Source organism: Bradyrhizobium sp. BLXBL-01 (assembly GCF_051853025.1).
Lineage (GTDB): Bacteria > Pseudomonadota > Alphaproteobacteria > Rhizobiales > Xanthobacteraceae > Bradyrhizobium.
Window position 1 is genome coordinate 4658145 of the sequence record NZ_CP182471.1, and the last position, 17544, is coordinate 4675688.

Here is a 17544-nt window from a genome sequence, read left to right on the forward strand (position 1 = left end):
GATATTCGAAGCTCCGGCGATCGGCCCGCCATTCCGTGCTATCAGCACATCCGGAACCCGCGACTCGCTGTCCCCATGGCCAAATCCACGCTGTCCTTCGTCTGCCAGAACTGCGGCGCGGCCTATAACCGCTGGCAGGGCAAGTGCGAGTCCTGCGGCGAGTGGAATACGCTCGCGGAAGAAGACACCAGCGGCAGCGTGCCGGTGTCGATCCGCTCCAAACGCAAGGGCCGAACGTTTGCGCTGGAGAGCCTTGCCGGCAAGAGCCCGGACGCGCCGCGCCTGTCCTCGGGGATGACCGAGCTCGACCGTGTCACCGGCGGCGGCTTCGTGCGCGGCTCGGTGCTGCTGGTCGGCGGCGATCCCGGCATCGGCAAGTCGACGCTGCTGACGCAGGCGACCAGTCTCCTGGCGCGTGCCGGCCACCGCGTCGTCTACATCTCCGGCGAAGAGGCAGTCGCCCAGGTGCGCCTGCGTGCCGAGCGGCTCGGGCTGTCGGACGCGCCGGTGCAGCTCGCGGCCGAGACCTCGGTCGAGGACATCGTCTCGACGCTGTCGGAGGGCGCAGTGCCCCGGCTGATCGTGATCGACTCGATCCAGACCATGTGGACCGACACGGTGGAATCGGCGCCCGGCACGGTGACGCAGGTGCGCGCTTCGGCGCAGGCGCTGATCCGCTTCGCCAAGAAGACCGGAGCCGCCATCATCCTGGTCGGCCATGTCACCAAGGACGGCCAGATCGCTGGCCCCCGCGTGGTCGAGCATATGGTCGATGCGGTGATGTCGTTCGAGGGCGAAGGCTCGCAGCAATTCCGCATCCTGCGCGCGGTGAAGAACCGCTTCGGTCCGACCGACGAGATCGGCGTGTTCGAGATGACCGGCCTTGGCCTGCGCGAGGTCACCAACCCGTCGGAGCTGTTCCTGTCCGAGCGCGATCTCGGCACGCCCGGCACGGCGGTCTTCGCCGGCATCGAGGGCACGAGGCCCGTTCTGGTCGAATTGCAGGCACTGGTGGCCCCAACCTCGCTCGGCACCCCGCGCCGGGCCGTGGTCGGCTGGGATCCGAGCCGGCTCTCGATGGTGCTGGCCGTGCTGGAGGCCCATTGCGGGGTCAAGCTGTCCGGCCACGACGTCTATCTTAACGTTGCCGGCGGCCTGCGCATCCACGAGCCCGCGGCCGATCTCGCCGCCGCCGCGGCCCTGGTGTCGTCGCTGGTTAATGCGCAGTTACCCACCGATGCCGTCTATTTCGGCGAAATCTCGCTGTCGGGCGTGGTGCGCCCGGTGGCGCAGACCCCGGCCCGGCTGAAGGAGGCGGCAAAGCTCGGCTTTCAGCGCGCGGTGCTGCCCGAATCGGCACGGGGCGATGCGGGCGGCGACGCCGGCCTGTCCCTGAACACGGTGAACAGCCTGACGACACTGGTCGCCGAGATCGCAGCCCGGGGCTCCCGCCGGGGCGAATCCAGCGCGCAGCCAGAGAAAAATGCCACACCGGCAAGATTCCGCCGCGGAGAGGGTTAGGTGGAGGTGACGCCGGAGGCCCTCGCCGCTATACAGCCGTCACAAAAGCAGCATGGGATTGCGTGGTTGCGGCCTTGCCGGGAACGCCGTCTGCCCTTCTTTTAGGGCAGCGGCCAAACACCGATTCGCTAGAGCACCTTTGAAGTACGAGCGGACCAGACCAGCCGATGCCAGTAACACTCCTCGACCTGATCCTGCTCGGTGTGATGCTGATCTCGGGCCTGCTCGCCATGGTCCGCGGCTTCATGCGCGAAATCCTGTCGATCGCGGCCTGGGGTGCGGCGGCGATCGTGACGCTGTATTCCTTCTCGAAGCTGCTGCCGACCGCCAAGAGCTATTTCAACAACGACACGGTCGCGAGCGTGGTCGTGGTCGCGGGCGTGTTCGTCGGCACCCTGGTCGTGGTCTCCGTCATCACGGTCCGGATCTCCGACATGATCCTGGATTCGCGGATCGGCGCGCTGGATCGCACCCTCGGCTTCCTGTTTGGGCTGGCTCGCGGGCTTTTGATCGTGGTGGTTGCCTTCCTGTTCTTCACCTGGCTGGTGCCGGACAAGCAGCGGCCGGACTGGGTCACCGGGGCCAAGTCCCGCGTCGTGCTCCAGGGAACCGGCGATTGGCTGATGGCCCTCTTGCCTGACGACCCCGAGAACACCATCTTGAAGAGATTCAAGAAAAACAAACCAGATGATGATCAAGCTGAATCCGAGCAGCAGCCTTCGGGCAGTGGCGACGGGTACAGTAAATCGGCTCGTGACGGCATGAAAAAGCTGATCGAGAAACCTGCGGCGCGTTGAAAGAGCCCTAGAGAGAGGCGAGAACGAGATGCGACACCCTGACCAGGACGCCCTGCTTGATCTCGATCGAAACGCCGGTCCAGGCCCGGCCGCACTCGAGCTTCAGGACGATCTGGAAGGCGATACGCTGCGCGAGGAATGCGGCGTCTTCGGCATCTACGGTCACCCTGATGCGGCGGCCATCACCGCGCTGGGCCTTCACGCCCTGCAGCACCGCGGCCAGGAGGCCGCCGGCATCGTCTCCTACGACGGCAGCCGCTTTCATTCAGAACGCCGCCTCGGCCTCGTCGGCGACACCTTCTCCCGCCGCGAGGTGATCGACCGCCTGCCCGGCAGTGTCGCGGTCGGCCATGTCCGCTACGCCACGACCGGCGCCACCATCCTGCGCAACGTGCAGCCGCTGTTCGCCGAGCTCAATGCCGGTGGCCTTGCGGTCGCCCACAACGGCAACCTCTCCAACGGCCTGACGCTGCGCCGCGAACTCGTCAAGAACGGCGCGATGATGCAGTCGACCTCCGACACCGAGGTGATCCTGCATCTGGTGGCGCGCTCGAGGCGCAGCCGCTTCATCGAGCGCTATATCGACGCGCTGCGCGAGATCGAAGGCGCCTATGCACTGGTCTCGCTGACCAACAAGAAGCTGGTCGGCGCGCGCGATCCACGCGGCATCCGCCCGCTGGTGCTCGGCGAGCTCGACGGCTGCCCGATCCTGACGTCTGAGACCTGCGCGCTCGACATCATCGGCGCCCGCTTCGTGCGCGACATCGAGCCCGGCGAGGTCATCGTGTTCGACGAGAACGGCCAGGACATCCACAAGCCGTTCCCGCCGATGGCGCCGCGCCCCTGCATCTTCGAATACATCTACTTCTCGCGGCCGGATTCCATCGTCCACGGCCGCTCGGTCTACGAGGTGCGCAAGAATTTCGGCGCGCAGCTCGCACGCGAGAGCCATGTGCCTGTCGACGTCGTTGTGCCGGTGCCGGATTCCGGCGTGCCCGCGGCGGTCGGCTACAGCCAGCATTCGGGCGTGCCGTTCGAGCTCGGCATCATCCGCAACCATTATGTCGGCCGCACCTTCATCCAGCCGACGCAGGCGATCCGCGAATCCGGCGTGCGCATGAAGCACTCGGCCAACCGCGCCGCGATCGAAGGCAAGCGCATCATCCTGATCGACGACTCCCTGGTGCGCGGCACCACCTCGAAGAAGATCGTGCGCATGATGCGCGATGCCGGCGCCAAGGAGGTGCATTTCCGTCTCGCCTCGCCACCGATCCTCTACCCTGACTATTACGGCATCGACCTGCCCGACCGCGGCGGCCTGCTGGCAGCGACGCATTCGCTGGAGGAGATGCGCGAGCTCATCGGTGCGGACTCACTCGCCTTCCTGTCGATCGACGGCATGTACCGCGCCATGGGCGAGCCCGGCCGCGATCCCGCCAATCCAAAGTTCGCGGATCACTGCTTCACCGGCGTCTATCCGACCCATCTTACCGACCAGACCCAGACCGAGCCGCAGCCGCGGCAGCTGTCGCTGCTGGCGGAGGCGAGCTGACGGCGAACGCGTCATCGCGGGGCAGTCCGTAAGGACCGAACTATGGTGCGCAATTGCGCACCTGAGGATCTCGACATGTTGCCTCAAACCTCTGGATTCCAGGTTCGATGCTTCGCATCGCCCCGGAATGACGACCATGCGGGGGCTTGTCCCGGCCGTCCACGGCTGTAAAACCCCGCCATGACAAAGCCCTTCGCTGACCGTATCGCTCTCGTCACCGGCGCCTCGCGCGGCATCGGCTATGCCACCGCTATCGCACTGGCCAAAGCCGGGGCGCATATCGTTGCCACCGCGCGTACGCAAGGCGGGCTCGAAGAGCTCGACGACGAGATCCGGAAAGAGGGTGGCAGTGCCACCCTGGTGCCGCTCAACCTCACCGATTCCGACGGCATCGCGCGTCTCGGCGCCGGCCTGCACGATCGCTACGGCAAGCTCGACATCCTCGTCGGCAATGCCGGCGTGCTCGGCCCTTCCTCGCCGATCGGCCATATCGAGCTGAAGACCTTCAACGAGGTGATGGCGGTGAACGTCTCCGCGAATTTCCAGCTGATCCGCTGCATGGAGCCGCTGCTGAAGCAGTCCGATGCCGGCCGCGCCGTGTTCATCACCTCGGGTGCCGCCAACAAGGCCACCGCTTACGTCAGCCCCTACGCGGCGTCCAAGGCCGCACTGGAGACGCTGGCACGCGCCTGGGCACAGGAAACCGCAAACACGAAGCTGCGTGTCAATCTGTTCAATCCCGGCCCGGTGCGCACCCGCATGCGCGCAACGCTGATGCCCGGCGAGGATCCGGCGACGCTCGACACGCCCGAGCAGGTTGCCGAATTCATCGTGCCGCTGTGCGCGCCCGACTGGACCGAGACCGGCAAGTTCTACGACTACAAGACCCGCACCCTGATGAGCTTCCGCGCTCCGGCCTGATTGCCTTCGGACGCCATGCCCGGGGCATGGCCATACCGCCGAAGTCGGTGCCGGAAAGCGCAATCAGAAATTCACGCTGACATCGCACGCGCTGAAATAGCGTCTCAACGCATTTTGCCCAAAAGTTAACCGAAGGATGACGCTAGGACGCAGCGTCATCCGGCTTTAGGTGCATTGCCGTCGGCCGTGGGACACGGTAGAGCGATCACTTGGAACAAGGCTCCCAAAGAGAGCCGTTCGCATATTTGACAATGGAGGAAGCCTTTTATGACGATGCCCGCACGCCGCACCGCGGCCCTTCTGGCCTGTGCCGCTTTCGGCTTTGCCACATCCGCCTTCGCGCAGGACAAGACCATCAAGATCGGCGTGCTCAACGACATGTCGAGCCTCTATGCCGACATCGGCGGCCCGAACTCGGTCGCGGCAGTGAAGATGGCGGTCGAGGATTCCGGCCTGAAGGCGAAGGGCTGGACCATCGAGGTGCTCTCCGGCGATCACCAGAACAAGCCCGACATCGGCGTCAACATCGCCCGGCAATGGATCGACGCCGACAAGGTCGACGCCATCGCCGACACGCCGAGCTCCGGCGTGGCGCTCGCGGTGAGCAATCTCGTCAAGGAAAAGAACGCGGTGCTGCTCAATTCAGGTGCGGCCACCGCGGACCTCACCGGCAAGGCCTGCACGCCCAACACCGTGTCCTTCACCTACGACACCTACATGCTCGCCAACGGCACCGGCAAGGCGCTGACCAAGGCGGGCGGCGACAGCTGGTTCTTCCTCACCGCGGATTACGCGTTCGGCCATGCGCTGGAGCGTGACACCGGCGCGGTCGTCACGGCGACCGGCGGCAAGGTGCTCGGCGGCGTCAAGCACCCGCTGAACACGGCGGACTTCTCCTCCTTCCTGCTGCAGGCGCAGTCCTCCAAGGCCAAGATCATCGGCCTTGCCAACGCGGGCGGCGACACCACCAACGCGATCAAGCAGGCCGCCGAATTCGGCATCGTCCAAGGCGGCCAGAAGCTCGCCGCGCTGCTGCTGTTCATCAACGACGTGCACTCGCTCGGCCTGAAGACCGCGCAGGGCCTGACCTTCACTGAGTCCTTCTACTGGGACCTCAACGACCAGACCCGCGAATGGTCGAAGCGCTTCCAGAAGGTCTCGCCCAAGGGCTCGATGCCGTCGATGACGGTTGCGGGGCTCTACGCCGAGATCCTGCATTACCTGAAGGCAATGGAAGCGCTCGGCAGCAATCCGCATGACGGCGCCAAGGTCGTCGCCAAGATGAAGGAGCTGCCGACCGACGATCCGCTGTTCGGCAAGGGCCCGCTGCGCCAGGACGGACGCCGCCTCATCCCCGCCTATCTGTTCGAGGTGAAGAAGCCCGAGGAGTCGAAGGGACCGTGGGACTATTACAAGCTGGTCGCCACCATCGCGCCGGAGGATGCGGCCAAGCCGCTCAAGGACAGCGACTGCCCGCTGGTGAAGAAGTGACCGTGTAGCGGTCATCCCGGGATGGTGCGCACGGGACCGCGAAGCGCGGCCCGCAGCACCAGACCCGGGATCTCGCGCGACATGCGACACTGCCGTGGGGTGGGCACAGCGAAGCGTGCCCACCACTGTTTCGTAGCATGAACAGATCGTGGGCACGGCGCTTACGCGCCTTTGCCCACCCTACGAGACCGTCTTCGTAACGCCCAGCGAGCGCACCGCGATCGCAACGCACACCACCATCAGCACCGCTGCGAGCAGGAACGGCGCGCCGGGCAGATGCAGCGGCGCGCTGGCGCCGATGAAGTAGGAAAACGTCAGCGTGAACAGGAACGGGCCGACGAGCTGCGACACGCTCTGCACGCTCGCGGTCGCGCCCTGCAGCTGGCCCTGCTGCTCCGGCGCGACGAGCCGCGTCATCAGCGCTTGCGAGGCGGCACCGGAGATGCCCCACAGCGCCAGAACGGGAATCCCGAGCCATGACAGCGGTCCGGTCGGCGCAGCGCCGAGGACCACGAAGCCGACCGCGCCACAGCAGAGGCCGAGCAGCAGCGCGTTCCGCTCGCCGAGCGCGCGCACGATGGGGCCGATCGCAAACCCCTGCACCACCATGGCGCAGATGCCGACCATGGCGAGCGTCAAGCCCACCGTCTTGGAATCCCAGCCGTAGCGATAGGTCGCATAGAGCACGAAGGTCGAAGGCAGCACGACGTGGGCGACCTGCGCGATGAAGTTGACGATCGACAAGGCGGCCAGCGCCGCGTTGGAGCGCAGCAGCTGCAGCGCCCCGAGCGGATTGGCGCTGCGCCAGTGGAACGGCGCGCGCTTGTCGGGCGCAAGCGACTCCGGCAGCACGAACAGGCCATAGAGCGCGTTGGCGAAGCTCAGGGCCGCCGAGGCCCAGAACGGCAGGCGCGGATCGATATCGCCGAGCAGGCCGCCGAGCGCCGGCCCTAAGATGAAGCCGGCGCCGAAGGCCGCCCCAATCCGGCCGAAGACCGCCGCACGCCGTTCCGGCGGCGTGATGTCGGCGATATAGGCGAAGGCGGTCGAGATGCTCGCCGAGGTGATGCCGGAGATGACGCGGCCGACGAACAGCCACGCAAGCGACGGCGCCAGCGCCATCAAGACGTAATCGGCCGCGAGCCCGAAATTCGACAGCAGCACCACCGGCCGCCGTCCGAAACGATCCGACAGCGCCCCGAGCACCGGCGAGAACACGAACTGCATCAAGGCCCAGGCGGTGCCGAACACGCCGAATATGCGCGCGGCATGTGCGGTGTCGTTGTCGACGAAACTTTCGATCAGCTTCGGCAGGATCGGCATGATCACGCCGAGCGCGAGCATGTCGAGGAGGATGGTGACGAAGATGAAGGCGACGGCGCCGCCCCTGGCCGGCGCTGCGCCGTGCACCACCACTTCGCCCGCGCCGTCGCTCACGACGGCCGCTTGCGCTTGTGCGCGAAGGGATTGACCTTCTCGCGCAGCGTGATGCGCACCGGCGTGCCCGGCAGCTCGAAGGTCTCGCGCATCGAATTGGTGAGATAGCGCAAGTAGGATTGCGGCACGGCGTCCGCGCGCGAGCAGAACAGCACGAAGCTCGGCGGGCGCGCCTTGGTCTGGGTGATGTAGTTCAGCTTCAGCCTGCGGCCGGAGACCGCGGGCGGCGGGTTGGCCTGGATCGCCTGCTCGAACCAGCGATTGAGTGCTGAGGTCGGCACGCGCCGGTTCCAGATCGCATAGGCGTCCTGGATCGCCTGCATCAGGCGGTCGATGCCCTCGCCCATCAAGCCCGAGACGGCGACGATGGGCACGCCCTTGAGCTGCGGCAGCCAATGATCGGCATCGCGGCGCAGACCCGAGATCGCGCCGCCGCCCTTGGTCTCCATCAGATCCCATTTGTTGACGGCCAGCACGACCGCCCGTCCCTCGCGCTCGATCAGGTCGGCGATGCGCAGGTCCTGCTCCTCGAAGCGGTTCTGCGAATCCATCATCAGCACGACGACTTCGGCAAAGCGCACCGCGCGCAGTGCGTCCGCAACCGAAAGCTTTTCGAGCTTCTCCTCGATGCGCGAGCGCCGGCGCAGGCCCGCGGTGTCGAACACGCGAAAGTCGCGGCCCTTCCAGTTGATCTCGACGGCGATGGAGTCGCGCGTCGTGCCGGCCTCCGGGCTGGTCAGCAGGCGCTCCTCGCCGAGCAGATGGTTGATCAGCGTCGACTTGCCGGCATTGGGCCGGCCGACGATGGCGACCCGGATCGGGCGCGTCGCCGCCTCTTCCTCGGTGAGCGGCGCGTCGTCCTCATCCTCGTCTTCCTCGACGGGCTCCGGCATCAGCCCGGCGAGCGCATCGTAGAGCTCGCCCATGCCCTCGCCGTGCTCGGCCGAGATCTGGATGGGATCGCCGAGGCCGAGCGCGAACGCTTCCATCGCACCGGCATCACCGTGCTTGCCCTCGCTCTTGTTGGCGACGAGCAGCACCGGCTTGTTGGCCTTGCGGGCGAAATCGGCGAAGGCGCGATCGGTCGGCGTCAGGCCGATGCGGGCGTCGACGACGAAGAACAGCGCGTCCGCCTGCGCGATCGCGGTCTCGGTCTGCTCCTGCATGCGCGCGGTCAGCGAGCCCTTGGCGCCCTCGTCGAGGCCGGCGGTATCGATGATGGTGAAGCGGAGGTCGCCGAGCCTGGCCTCGCCTTCGCGGCGGTCGCGGGTGACGCCGGGCAGATCATCGACGAGCGCGAGCTTCTGCCCAACCAGGCGGTTGAACAGCGTCGATTTGCCGACATTGGGCCGGCCGATGATGGCGATCGTGAAGGACATCGGTCATTCGTGCGCTGCCGGGGCTGCGCCTGTCAATGCAACGGGAAAATATCAGCGCGAGAAGCTGCCGCTCGGCAGCGGCGCCGGGAAGGCGCTCTGCGATTGCTGCTGCGTGGCCGGGGCGGGTTGCGTCGGCTGCGCCGGCTGATCCGGCGCGGTGGTGCGCCTGCGGACGATCTTGTGCTTGGGCGGCGGAGCGGACGTCGCTGGCGCGGCCTCCGGCTGGGCCTCGCCATCGACCTCGCCGGCGGGTGCTGCGGCTGGCGCGGCCGCCGCGGCGGGCTGCTTGGTATGCTTTGCCTTGGCCCCCTTCGCCGGCTTGGCCGGCTCCGGCTCCGCGGGCAATGCCGCCACGGCAGGTGCGTTCGGGTCGGGTTGCTGCTGCTGCGCGCCCTTGTACAGATCCCTCGGCACGCCCTGCTCGAGCCCCGGCACGCCTTCGGGGAAGACCGGCTTGCGGTCGCCCGGCAGCTTCTTCTTGGTATCGAGGAAGTCGAGCAGGTCGCTCGGATCGAAGCTGGAGCAGCCGCCCAGGGCGCCGGTGAAGGCGATCAGGACGGCGGCTGCGATCAAGCGGGGCGTGCGGCGCATCTTGGTGTCTCGTTACGTCAGAGAACCGTCGTCAGCTTTTGGCGACGGGTGGCAACAAAGCCTGGAGCGCCTCGGCGCGCGAGCGCAGGCCGGGCGGCGTTTCGCCGTCTCCGTCAATCGCCTCGAGCCATTTGCGGGCTGCGGTCATGTCGTTGTTGCGCCAGGCCGACAGCGCCAGCATCTCGCGGGCGCTGTGGCGGAAGGTCGATTTGGGCGCGGCGGAAGCTTCCAGCCGCTGCTGCATGTCGGCGTAGCTGGCGCTGTCGAGCACGAGGCCGGCGGAGCGGATCTTGGCCAGATCCTGCCACTCACCGCCAATGCTGCGGTCGGCGGCAATGTCGTCATACATCTTCGCGCCCGCCTTGGGATCGCGGCTCGCGGCCTCGGCCGCAGCGCGCAGCCGCGCCAGGGTGCGATAGCCGGACGGTGCCTTGGCAGCGAGCTCGGTGAACGCCTTCTCGGCGTCCTCGTGCTTGCCCTGCTCGGACAGCTCGACGGCCTTCTCGAAGACGGCGCCGGCCTCGGCGGCCTTCCTGGCCTCGAAATATTGATAGGCGCGCCAACCGCCGACGGCGGCCACGACCAGCACCATCAGGGCGATGAAGTAGATCGAATACCTGTCCCACAGCTTTTTGAGCTGTTCGCGACGTACTTCCTCGTCGACTTCGTTAAAGAATTCAGACACTTATGCTAATCCCATGCCCGTCCGGGTGCGCGCGCCAAGGCGTTCGCGTCAGGAATCCCGTCCCCGCGTGGCGGCGAGGTAGCCTAACGATATGGCGGTGGCAAGGCAAAGCGAGCCCGATCAAGGCGTTAACCACCCGGGACAGCCCGGATGCCGCTGCCCGGCTCAAGCTCCCAGCAGCTCCCGCAGCTGCCGCTTCAGCACCTTGCCGTTGGCGTTGCGCGGCAGCGGGTCTGCCGTGATCGCGATGGTTTCGGGAACCTTGTAGTCGGACAGGCGCTCGGCGCACCAGGCGCGCAGGTCCGTATCGGCCACCGGCTGTCGCGTCACCACCACGGCGTGGACGCGCTCGCCCAGCACCGGGCAGGCCTTGGCGACGATCGCACTCTCGACCACGGCGGGATGGCCGGCCAGCACGGATTCGACCTCGGCCGAATAGATCTTCAGGCCGCCGCGATTGATCATGTCCTTCTGCCGGTCGAACACGCGAACGAACCCTTCCGCATCGACCGAGCCGAGGTCGCCCGAATGCCAGAATCCGCCCGTGAAGCTTTCGGCGGTGGCCTTCGGATTATTCCAGTAGCCCTTGATGACGGAGGCGCTCTGGATCCAGAGCTCGCCGATCTCGCCGGGAGGCAGCTCGCGTCCGTCCGGGCCCATCACCACGATGCGCGCGCCGGGGCACGGCAGGCCGACGCTGTCGATGTGGCTCTCGGTCAGCTCGCCCGGCATGATCGTCGAGGGCGAGGTCGTCTCGGTCGCGCCGTAGCAGTTCATCAGCTTCAGGCCGGGAATGTTCGACTTGAGCTTCTTGATGGTGGCGACCGGCATCGGTGCGCCGCCGAAGCCGCCGATGCGCCAGCTCGACAGATCGTAGCCGTCGAAATCGGGCTGGAGCAGGCAGAGATTGTACATCGCCGGCACCATCACCGTGTAGGTCACGCGCTCGCGCGCGGCGAGCTTGAGGTAATCGGCGGCCTTGAACTCGGGCATGATGATCAGCGTCCCGCCGCAGCGGATCATGGTGGTGATGTTGGCGACGACGCCCGTGACATGGCCGAGCGGCACCGCTGCGATCGAGCGATCGGCCTCCGTCAATTGCAGGCAGGACACGAACACCATGGAGGAATGGACGATGTTGCAATGGGCCAGCATCGCGCCCTTCGGCTTGCCCGTGGTGCCGGAGGTGTAGAGGATCATCGCGGTGTCCTCCTCGCCCACCTCGATCGGTGCCACGGCCGGCGGGTTGTCGGCGAGCCCTGCGAAACGCGACAGAGCCGGATCATCGGCGACGGCGATGCGATGGATCACATCGGGCACATCATGCGCATCGGGCAGCCGCTCGGCGAGCGCGGCTTCGTGGATCAGGATCTTGGCACCGCAATCGGCGAGCACATAGGCGATCTCCGGCTTCTGCTGGCGCGTGCTGAGCAGCACGGTGACCAGCCCCTCATGCGCGGCGGCAAACAGCAGCAGCGGAAATTCGATGCGATTGCCGAGCAGGATCGCAACACGATCGCCGCGCTGCAATCCAAGCTTGCGAAATCCCGCAGCGATCCGCGCGGCCTGCTCCACCGCGTGGCCCCAGCTCAGGCGGACATTGCCGCAGATCAACGCTTCGCCCTCGGCATTGCGGGCGCAGGCGTCCGCGATCATCGCCCAGAGGCTCGATGGCCGATCGCAAAACGACGGCACTACTCGATCGCCAAAGCGCGCCACGAGCCGCATCGGCGGGATCTGAGATTGCGACCAGTCCATCGGGATGCCCTCGGCTTGTTGCTCTTGTTATCTTCTTATCTTCCGCGCATGGACATCCGGGTTTCGTCTTGTGCTGACCGGCTGACATAATTCTTGCGCATGATCTTATCGGAAAACCGCTGCACACTTTTCCGGATCATGCGCTAAACCCCGATCACGGGCACACCGATCACGACCGGATGGAACGCGAAGGCCAGGGCCAGATAGGCGACCACGCCGACCGCGACCGCGATCAGATCGTTGGTGACGCCGCCGACCGGAATCGGCGGGCCGCCGGCGTCGGTGCGAGCTTTAAGCGAGATGCGGTCATAGACCGCCCAGCCCAGGAACGAGCCGAACAGGATGATGGAGCCGAGATCGCCATTGGCCAAAAGATGCGCCGCGGCCCACAGCTTGATGCCGGCCAGCATTGGATGCTTCAGCGTCGCGTAGATGCGGCCACGCATGTAGGACGCCACCACGAGGATGACTGCAGGCAGCATCAAGGCCAGCGTGATGTGCTTCATCGCCTTCGGCGGATACCAGACGTCGATCCAGCCGGAGCTGCGGTAGTGGGCATAGCCCCAGATGATCAGCGCCAGCCCAGCCAGCGAGACCGCCGAATAGAGCAGCTTGTAGGTCCCCTCGCCCAGCCTCGCGATCGCCTGCGCGCGTGCCTCTCGTTTGGTTGTGAAAACATGGGATGCAAAAAACAGCACCAGCCCCAGGATCATGACCAACAGACCCACGACATCCTCCCCGCAAAGCAGCCCCCGCCTCTGAGGTATCATCGATTGGCCGATGGTCGCAACTCGCGCGCTACTTGCCGAGCTCCCGATTGTCGACATAACGGATGGCGATGGGTCGCCCGGCCAACGCCCCGCCAAGACCGCTCGTGAACTTCAGCGGCAGGCAGGCCTTCAGCGATGAATTGATCGCGTTGAGATAGGTGGTTCGGATATCCGCCGGCACACCCGCAGTCGCGTATGTGAGGCGCGGCGGGCCGATCAGGCCGCCGGCCTTGTTGAAGCTGAAACGCACCGACATCTGCATGCCCGTGCGCGCACGGTCCGATGGCGGCGACCAGCAGCTGCGCAGCGCGGCGAAGAGGTCGCCGATCGTATCGAGGTCGTGATCGGGCTTTTGATATTTGGCGCGATCAGCTTCCGCCGGCACGCTTTCGACGGTGAGTTGGAGGTTCTGGCCGTAAGGGTAATCGATCTCGGGAATGCATGGCCCGGGTTCGAGCGGGCTGCAATAGGACGGCGTGCAGGGCTCGCCGTCGAGCACGCTGCAAGGCTCGTGCGCGAACGGGATCGGATTGATCTGGCGCGGCCGTGCGTCGACGACGATCGTTGAGATCGTCAGCAGGGTCAGAACGAGAATGCCGCGCCACATGGAGTGAGCTCGCAAGGTCACGAGAAAAGTGGCGCTGTCCATGAACGCGTCAAGTCCGCGCGCGTTCACATGCTCGCGTTCAGGCACGCTGTCGTCGCCCGGCTTGACCGGGCGACCCAGTACTCCGAGACGGTAGTGGCTGAATCGACAGGCCGCGGCGTACTGGATGCCCTGGTCAAGCCGGGGCATGACAGCGGAAGGTGTGCTTGCGTGACAGCGGAGGGTGTGCTTGCGCAGCGGGTATGTGGCCGCCCAGTGGAGGGCGCGCCGCCCTACCCCTTCTTCTTGACGTCCTTGACATTGCTGAACTCGATGCCCTCGGCCCGCTCCCGGGTGTAGCCGAGATAGAACTCGTTGCGGGCGAGATAGACGGGATCGCCGTCGACGTCGTCGGCGATGCTCGAGGTGTTGGCGGCGATGAAGGTGTCGAGCTTCTTGCGGTCCTCCGAAGAGACCCAGCGCGCCAGCTGGAACTCGCTGACCTCGAACTCGACCGGCAGCGAATATTCCGCCTCGAGCCGCGCCTTGAGCACGTCGAGCTGCAGCGCGCCGACCACGCCGACCAGCGCCGGGGCGCCATCGCGGGGGCGGAACACCTGCACCACGCCCTCTTCCGACATCTGCTGCAGCGCTTCCTTCAGCTTCTTCGCCTTCATCGCGTCGGTGAGACGGACGCGGCGGACGATTTCCGGCGCAAAGCTCGGCACGCCGACGAAGTTGAATTCCTCGCCTTCCGTCAGCGTGTCGCCGATGCGCAGCGTGCCGTGGTTGGGAATGCCGACGACGTCGCCGGCGAAGGCCTCGTCCGCGACCGAGCGATCCTGCGCGAAGAAGAATTGCGGGCTCGACAGCGGCATGCTCTTGCCGGTGCGCACCAGCTTCGCCTTCATGCCGCGGCTGAGCTTGCCCGAGCAGAGGCGCGCAAACGCGATGCGGTCGCGGTGGTTGGGATCCATGTTGGCCTGGATCTTGAACACGAAGGCGCTCATGCGGGGATCGGTGGCCTCGACCTTGCGCTGGTCGCTGTCCTGCGCGCGCGGCTCGGGCGCGAACTTGCCGAGGCCTTCCAGGAGGTCGCCGACGCCGAAATTGCGCAGCGCACTGCCGAAATAGACCGGCGTCAGATGGCCCTCGCGGAACGCTTCCAGCTCGAACGGCTTCGACGCCGCGGTGACGAGCTCGAGCTCGTCCTTCACGGCGGAGACGTCGAGATTGGCGTTGAGCTTGGCCAATTCCTCGATCGCGATCTGCTGCGCCGCGCCGGTCTTGGCGCCGCCGCCTTCGAGCAGGCGCACGCCGCCATTGACGACGTCATAGGTGCCGAGGAAGTCGCGGCCACGGCCGACCGGCCAGGTCATCGGCGTGGTGTCGAGCGCCAGCGTCTTCTCGATCTCGTCGAGCAGCTCGAACACGTCGCGGCTCTCGCGGTCCATCTTGTTGATGAAGGTGATGATCGGGATGTCGCGCAGCCGGCACACCTCGAACAGTTTTCGGGTGCGCGCCTCGATGCCCTTGGCGGCGTCGATCACCATCACGGCGGAATCGACCGCCGTCAGCGTGCGATAGGTGTCTTCCGAAAAGTCCTCGTGGCCCGGCGTGTCCAGCAGGTTGAACACGAGGCCCTCGAACTCGAAGGTCATCACCGAGGTCACGACCGAGATGCCGCGCTCGCGCTCGATCTTCATCCAGTCCGAACGCGTGTTGCGCCGCTCGCCCTTGGCCTTGACCTGGCCGGCGAGGTTGATGGCGCCGCCGAACAGCAGCAGCTTCTCGGTCAGCGTGGTCTTGCCGGCGTCGGGGTGGGAGATGATCGCAAAGGTCCGCCGCCGCGCCACCTCAGCGGCAAGCGGGGAACGGGCCGGCGATTCGGCTGTGGTGGTGGCGATGTCGGACATGGCGGGAGCGTGTGGCAGGGAAAACGGGCCTGATCAAGCCTCATTTGGTGATTGCGGGGACTTCCGGCCAGCCCCATATCGACGCTTGGGTATATCAGTCTTGGGGGAGGACGGCCTTCCCCGCCCATCAGCACCTCAGCCGCGGGGACGACCCTGCCTTGATGGAGGGTCGTCATGGCCTGGAGCATCCTGTTCGTCGCCGGTCTTCTCGAGATCACCTGGGCGATCGGCCTGAAATACACCGAAGGTTTCAGCAAGCTTGTTCCGTCCGCGGTCACGCTGGCGGCCATGGCCGGCAGCGTCATCCTGCTCGGAATTGCGCTCAAATCGTTGCCCGTCGGAACCGCCTATGCGGTCTGGACCGGCATCGGCGCGGTCGGCACGGCGACGCTCGGCATTGTCCTGTTCGGCGAGCCGGCCACGGCCTTCCGCCTCGCCAGCATCGGCCTGATCGTCGCCGGCATCATCGGACTGAAGCTCGTTACCTGACGAGCTGGACCACCCACCAGGTCAGCGCGGCCACGATGGCCGAGGCCGGGATCGTGATCACCCAGGCGTAGACGATCGAGCTGGCGACGTTCCAGCGCACCGCCGAGACGCGGCGGGCGGCGCCGACGCCGACGATGGCGCCTGTGATGGTGTGGGTGGTCGAGACGGGAACCCCGAGATAGGTCGCCATGAACAGCGTCGCCGCGCCCCCGGTCTCGGCGCAAAAGCCCTGCATCGGCGTCAGCTTGGTGATGCGCAGGCCCATGGTGCGGACGATGCGCCAGCCGCCCATCAGCGTGCCCAGCGCCATCGCCGCCTGGCAGGACAGCACCACCCAGAACGGCACCGAGAAGTCGCTGCCGAGATGGCCCTGCGAATAGAGCAGCACCGCGATGATGCCCATGGTCTTCTGCGCGTCGTTGCCGCCATGGCCGAGCGAATAGAGCGAGGCGGAGGCGAATTGCAGGATGCGGAAGGCGCGGTCGACCGCGAACGGCGTCGAGCGCACCGAGGCCCAGGACACGATCGCCACCAGCAACATCGCGAGCAGGAAGCCGACCAGCGGCGACAGCACGATCGCAAGCACGGTCTTGGACAGGCCGCTCCACACCGCGGCCGAGATGCCGGCCTTGGCCGTGCCGCCGCCGACCAGCCCGCCGATCAGTGCGTGCGAGGACGAGGACGGAATGCCGAGCGCCCAGGTCACGAGATTCCAGACGATGGCGCCGACGAGCGCCGCGAAGATCACCTGGGCGTCGACGACCGCGGGATCGATGATGCCGGTGCCGATGGTCTGGGCGACGTGCAGCCCGAACACCAGGAAGGCGATGAAATTGAAGAAGGCGGCCCAGAACACCGCGAATTGCGGCCGCAGAACGCGGGTCGAGACGATGGTCGCGATCGAATTGGCGGCGTCGTGCAGGCCGTTCAGGAAGTCGAACAGCAGCGCGACGGCGATCAAGCCGACCAGGACGGGAAGACCCAACGCGGCATCCACGGCGAGGCCCTATACCTGCTCGATGACGATGCTGTTGATTTCGTTCGCAACGTCATCGAAGCGGTCCGCCACCTTCTCGAGATGGTCGTAGATCTCGACCCCGACGATGAAATCCATCGCATTGCCGTCGCGATGCTTGAGGAACAGCTCCTTCAGCCCGATATCGTGGAGATCGTCGACCCGCCCCTCCAGCTTGCCGAGCTCTTCCGTGATCGCGGTCAGCATCGCGACGTTCGGGCCGATCGACTGCATCAAAGGCAGCGCGCGTCCCACCAGATTGGCGCATTCGATCAGGAGTCCGCCGATCTCGCGCATCGGCGGCTCGAAGGCGCGCACCTCGAACAGCATCACGGCCTTGGCTGTCTGCTGCATTTGGTCGATGGCATCGTCCAGAGAGGTGATCAGGTTCTTGATGTCGCCGCGGTCGAACGGGGTGATGAAGGTGCGGCGCACCGCCATCAGCACCTCGCGGGTGATGTTATCCGCGTCGTTCTCGAACTGGTTGACGCGCTGGCAATAGACCGGCGTCTCCTCACCCCCATTGAGCATGCCCTGCAGGGCGATTGCGCCCTGGATCACGGTCTGGGCATGTCGGTCGAACAGGTCGAAGAACCGTTCTTCCTTGGGCAGGAACGCACGAAACCATCGCATCAT

At 66.1% G+C, this 17544-nt stretch carries 16 protein-coding genes; 6 read left to right on the forward strand and 10 right to left on the reverse strand.

The window, feature by feature from the left end:
• The first annotated feature begins 75 nt into the window (after nt 1-75).
• The 5 genes from radA to ACNJYA_RS21815 all read left to right on the forward strand — a co-directional run bounded on the left by radA (nt 76) and on the right by ACNJYA_RS21815 (nt 6282).
• Nucleotides 76-1521, forward strand: coding sequence for a DNA repair protein RadA (gene radA / locus ACNJYA_RS21795; RefSeq protein WP_172786434.1), 1446 nt, complete (start codon nt 76-78; stop codon nt 1519-1521).
• Between the two features lie 167 nt (nt 1522-1688).
• Nucleotides 1689-2318: a CvpA family protein gene (locus tag ACNJYA_RS21800; RefSeq protein ID WP_172786433.1), complete on the forward strand. Its 630-nt coding sequence runs from the start codon at nt 1689-1691 to the stop codon at nt 2316-2318.
• A gap of 28 nt (nt 2319-2346) precedes the next feature.
• Nucleotides 2347-3870 (forward strand): amidophosphoribosyltransferase, encoded by a 1524-nt coding sequence (gene purF, locus ACNJYA_RS21805; RefSeq protein ID WP_439363271.1) that lies wholly within the window; start codon nt 2347-2349, stop codon nt 3868-3870.
• Between the two features lie 180 nt (nt 3871-4050).
• Nucleotides 4051-4791: an SDR family NAD(P)-dependent oxidoreductase gene (locus ACNJYA_RS21810; protein WP_439363272.1), complete on the forward strand. Its 741-nt coding sequence runs from the start codon at nt 4051-4053 to the stop codon at nt 4789-4791.
• Between the two features lie 267 nt (nt 4792-5058).
• Complete coding sequence (locus ACNJYA_RS21815; protein ID WP_172786430.1) at nt 5059-6282, forward strand: ABC transporter substrate-binding protein; 1224 nt, start codon at nt 5059-5061, stop codon at nt 6280-6282.
• A 180-nt stretch (nt 6283-6462) separates the two neighbouring features.
• Here the strand turns inward: ACNJYA_RS21815 and ACNJYA_RS21820 are convergent, their stop codons facing one another.
• The 8 genes from ACNJYA_RS21820 to ACNJYA_RS21855 form a co-directional block, all read right to left on the reverse strand.
• On the reverse strand, nt 6463-7719 hold the full coding sequence (locus tag ACNJYA_RS21820; RefSeq protein WP_439400719.1) for a TCR/Tet family MFS transporter: 1257 nt from the start codon (nt 7717-7719) through the stop codon (nt 6463-6465).
• Entirely contained in the window at nt 7716-9098 is a 1383-nt protein-coding gene (gene der / locus ACNJYA_RS21825) for a ribosome biogenesis GTPase Der (RefSeq protein ID WP_439400720.1), read from the reverse strand. Before der ends, ACNJYA_RS21820 begins: the two co-directional genes overlap by 4 nt.
• Nucleotides 9099-9149: 51 nt before the next feature.
• The gene (locus ACNJYA_RS21830; protein ID WP_439400721.1) at nt 9150-9689 is read right to left on the reverse strand and encodes a hypothetical protein; all 540 of its coding nucleotides are present in this window, start codon (nt 9687-9689) and stop codon (nt 9150-9152) included.
• A gap of 31 nt (nt 9690-9720) precedes the next feature.
• Complete coding sequence (locus ACNJYA_RS21835; protein ID WP_439400722.1) at nt 9721-10374, reverse strand: tetratricopeptide repeat protein; 654 nt, start codon at nt 10372-10374, stop codon at nt 9721-9723.
• 165 nt (nt 10375-10539) lie between these two features.
• The gene (locus ACNJYA_RS21840; RefSeq protein ID WP_439400723.1) at nt 10540-12132 is read right to left on the reverse strand and encodes a class I adenylate-forming enzyme family protein; all 1593 of its coding nucleotides are present in this window, start codon (nt 12130-12132) and stop codon (nt 10540-10542) included.
• A gap of 143 nt (nt 12133-12275) precedes the next feature.
• Entirely contained in the window at nt 12276-12860 is a 585-nt protein-coding gene (locus ACNJYA_RS21845; protein WP_212257520.1) for an NnrU family protein, read from the reverse strand.
• 70 nt (nt 12861-12930) lie between these two features.
• Nucleotides 12931-13509: a hypothetical protein gene (locus ACNJYA_RS21850; RefSeq protein WP_172786512.1), complete on the reverse strand. Its 579-nt coding sequence runs from the start codon at nt 13507-13509 to the stop codon at nt 12931-12933.
• Nucleotides 13510-13781: 272 nt separating this feature from the next.
• The gene (locus tag ACNJYA_RS21855; protein ID WP_172786423.1) at nt 13782-15404 is read right to left on the reverse strand and encodes a peptide chain release factor 3; all 1623 of its coding nucleotides are present in this window, start codon (nt 15402-15404) and stop codon (nt 13782-13784) included.
• 174 nt (nt 15405-15578) lie between these two features.
• Between ACNJYA_RS21855 and sugE the strand changes: the two genes are divergently transcribed.
• Nucleotides 15579-15893 carry a quaternary ammonium compound efflux SMR transporter SugE gene (gene sugE / locus ACNJYA_RS21860; protein WP_439400724.1) on the forward strand — a complete coding sequence of 105 codons (315 nt, stop codon included), beginning with the start codon at nt 15579-15581 and terminating at the stop codon, nt 15891-15893.
• Here sugE and ACNJYA_RS21865 read toward each other — a convergent pair.
• Both ACNJYA_RS21865 and ACNJYA_RS21870 read right to left on the reverse strand, forming a co-directional pair.
• Nucleotides 15886-16890, reverse strand: a complete 1005-nt coding sequence (locus ACNJYA_RS21865; protein WP_439400725.1) for an inorganic phosphate transporter — start codon at nt 16888-16890, stop codon at nt 15886-15888. The genes sugE and ACNJYA_RS21865 overlap by 8 nt on opposite strands.
• Nucleotides 16891-16899: 9 nt before the next feature.
• A complete protein-coding gene (locus tag ACNJYA_RS21870; protein WP_439400726.1) occupies nt 16900-17544 on the reverse strand; it encodes a DUF47 domain-containing protein in 645 nt (214 codons plus the stop codon).

Bases quoted from the DNA above. Each gene is read 5' to 3' on its own strand.
- ACNJYA_RS21855 (WP_172786423.1), bottom strand. From the start codon at position 15,404: ATGTCCGACATCGCCACCACCACAGCCGAATCGCCGGCCCGTTCCCCG.
- der (WP_439400720.1), bottom strand. From the start codon at position 9,098: ATGTCCTTCACGATCGCCATCATCGGCCGGCCCAATGTCGGCAAATCG.
- ACNJYA_RS21870 (WP_439400726.1), bottom strand. From the start codon at position 17,544: ATGATGCGATGGTTTCGTGCGTTCCTGCCCAAGGAAGAACGGTTCTTC.
- ACNJYA_RS21800 (WP_172786433.1), top strand. From the start codon at position 1,689: ATGCCAGTAACACTCCTCGACCTGATCCTGCTCGGTGTGATGCTGATC.
- ACNJYA_RS21815 (WP_172786430.1), top strand. From the start codon at position 5,059: ATGACGATGCCCGCACGCCGCACCGCGGCCCTTCTGGCCTGTGCCGCT.
- ACNJYA_RS21850 (WP_172786512.1), bottom strand. From the start codon at position 13,509: ATGTGGCGCGGCATTCTCGTTCTGACCCTGCTGACGATCTCAACGATC.
- ACNJYA_RS21840 (WP_439400723.1), bottom strand. From the start codon at position 12,132: ATGGACTGGTCGCAATCTCAGATCCCGCCGATGCGGCTCGTGGCGCGC.
- ACNJYA_RS21830 (WP_439400721.1), bottom strand. From the start codon at position 9,689: ATGCGCCGCACGCCCCGCTTGATCGCAGCCGCCGTCCTGATCGCCTTC.
- ACNJYA_RS21810 (WP_439363272.1), top strand. From the start codon at position 4,051: ATGACAAAGCCCTTCGCTGACCGTATCGCTCTCGTCACCGGCGCCTCG.
- radA (WP_172786434.1), top strand. From the start codon at position 76: ATGGCCAAATCCACGCTGTCCTTCGTCTGCCAGAACTGCGGCGCGGCC.
- purF (WP_439363271.1), top strand. From the start codon at position 2,347: ATGCGACACCCTGACCAGGACGCCCTGCTTGATCTCGATCGAAACGCC.
- sugE (WP_439400724.1), top strand. From the start codon at position 15,579: ATGGCCTGGAGCATCCTGTTCGTCGCCGGTCTTCTCGAGATCACCTGG.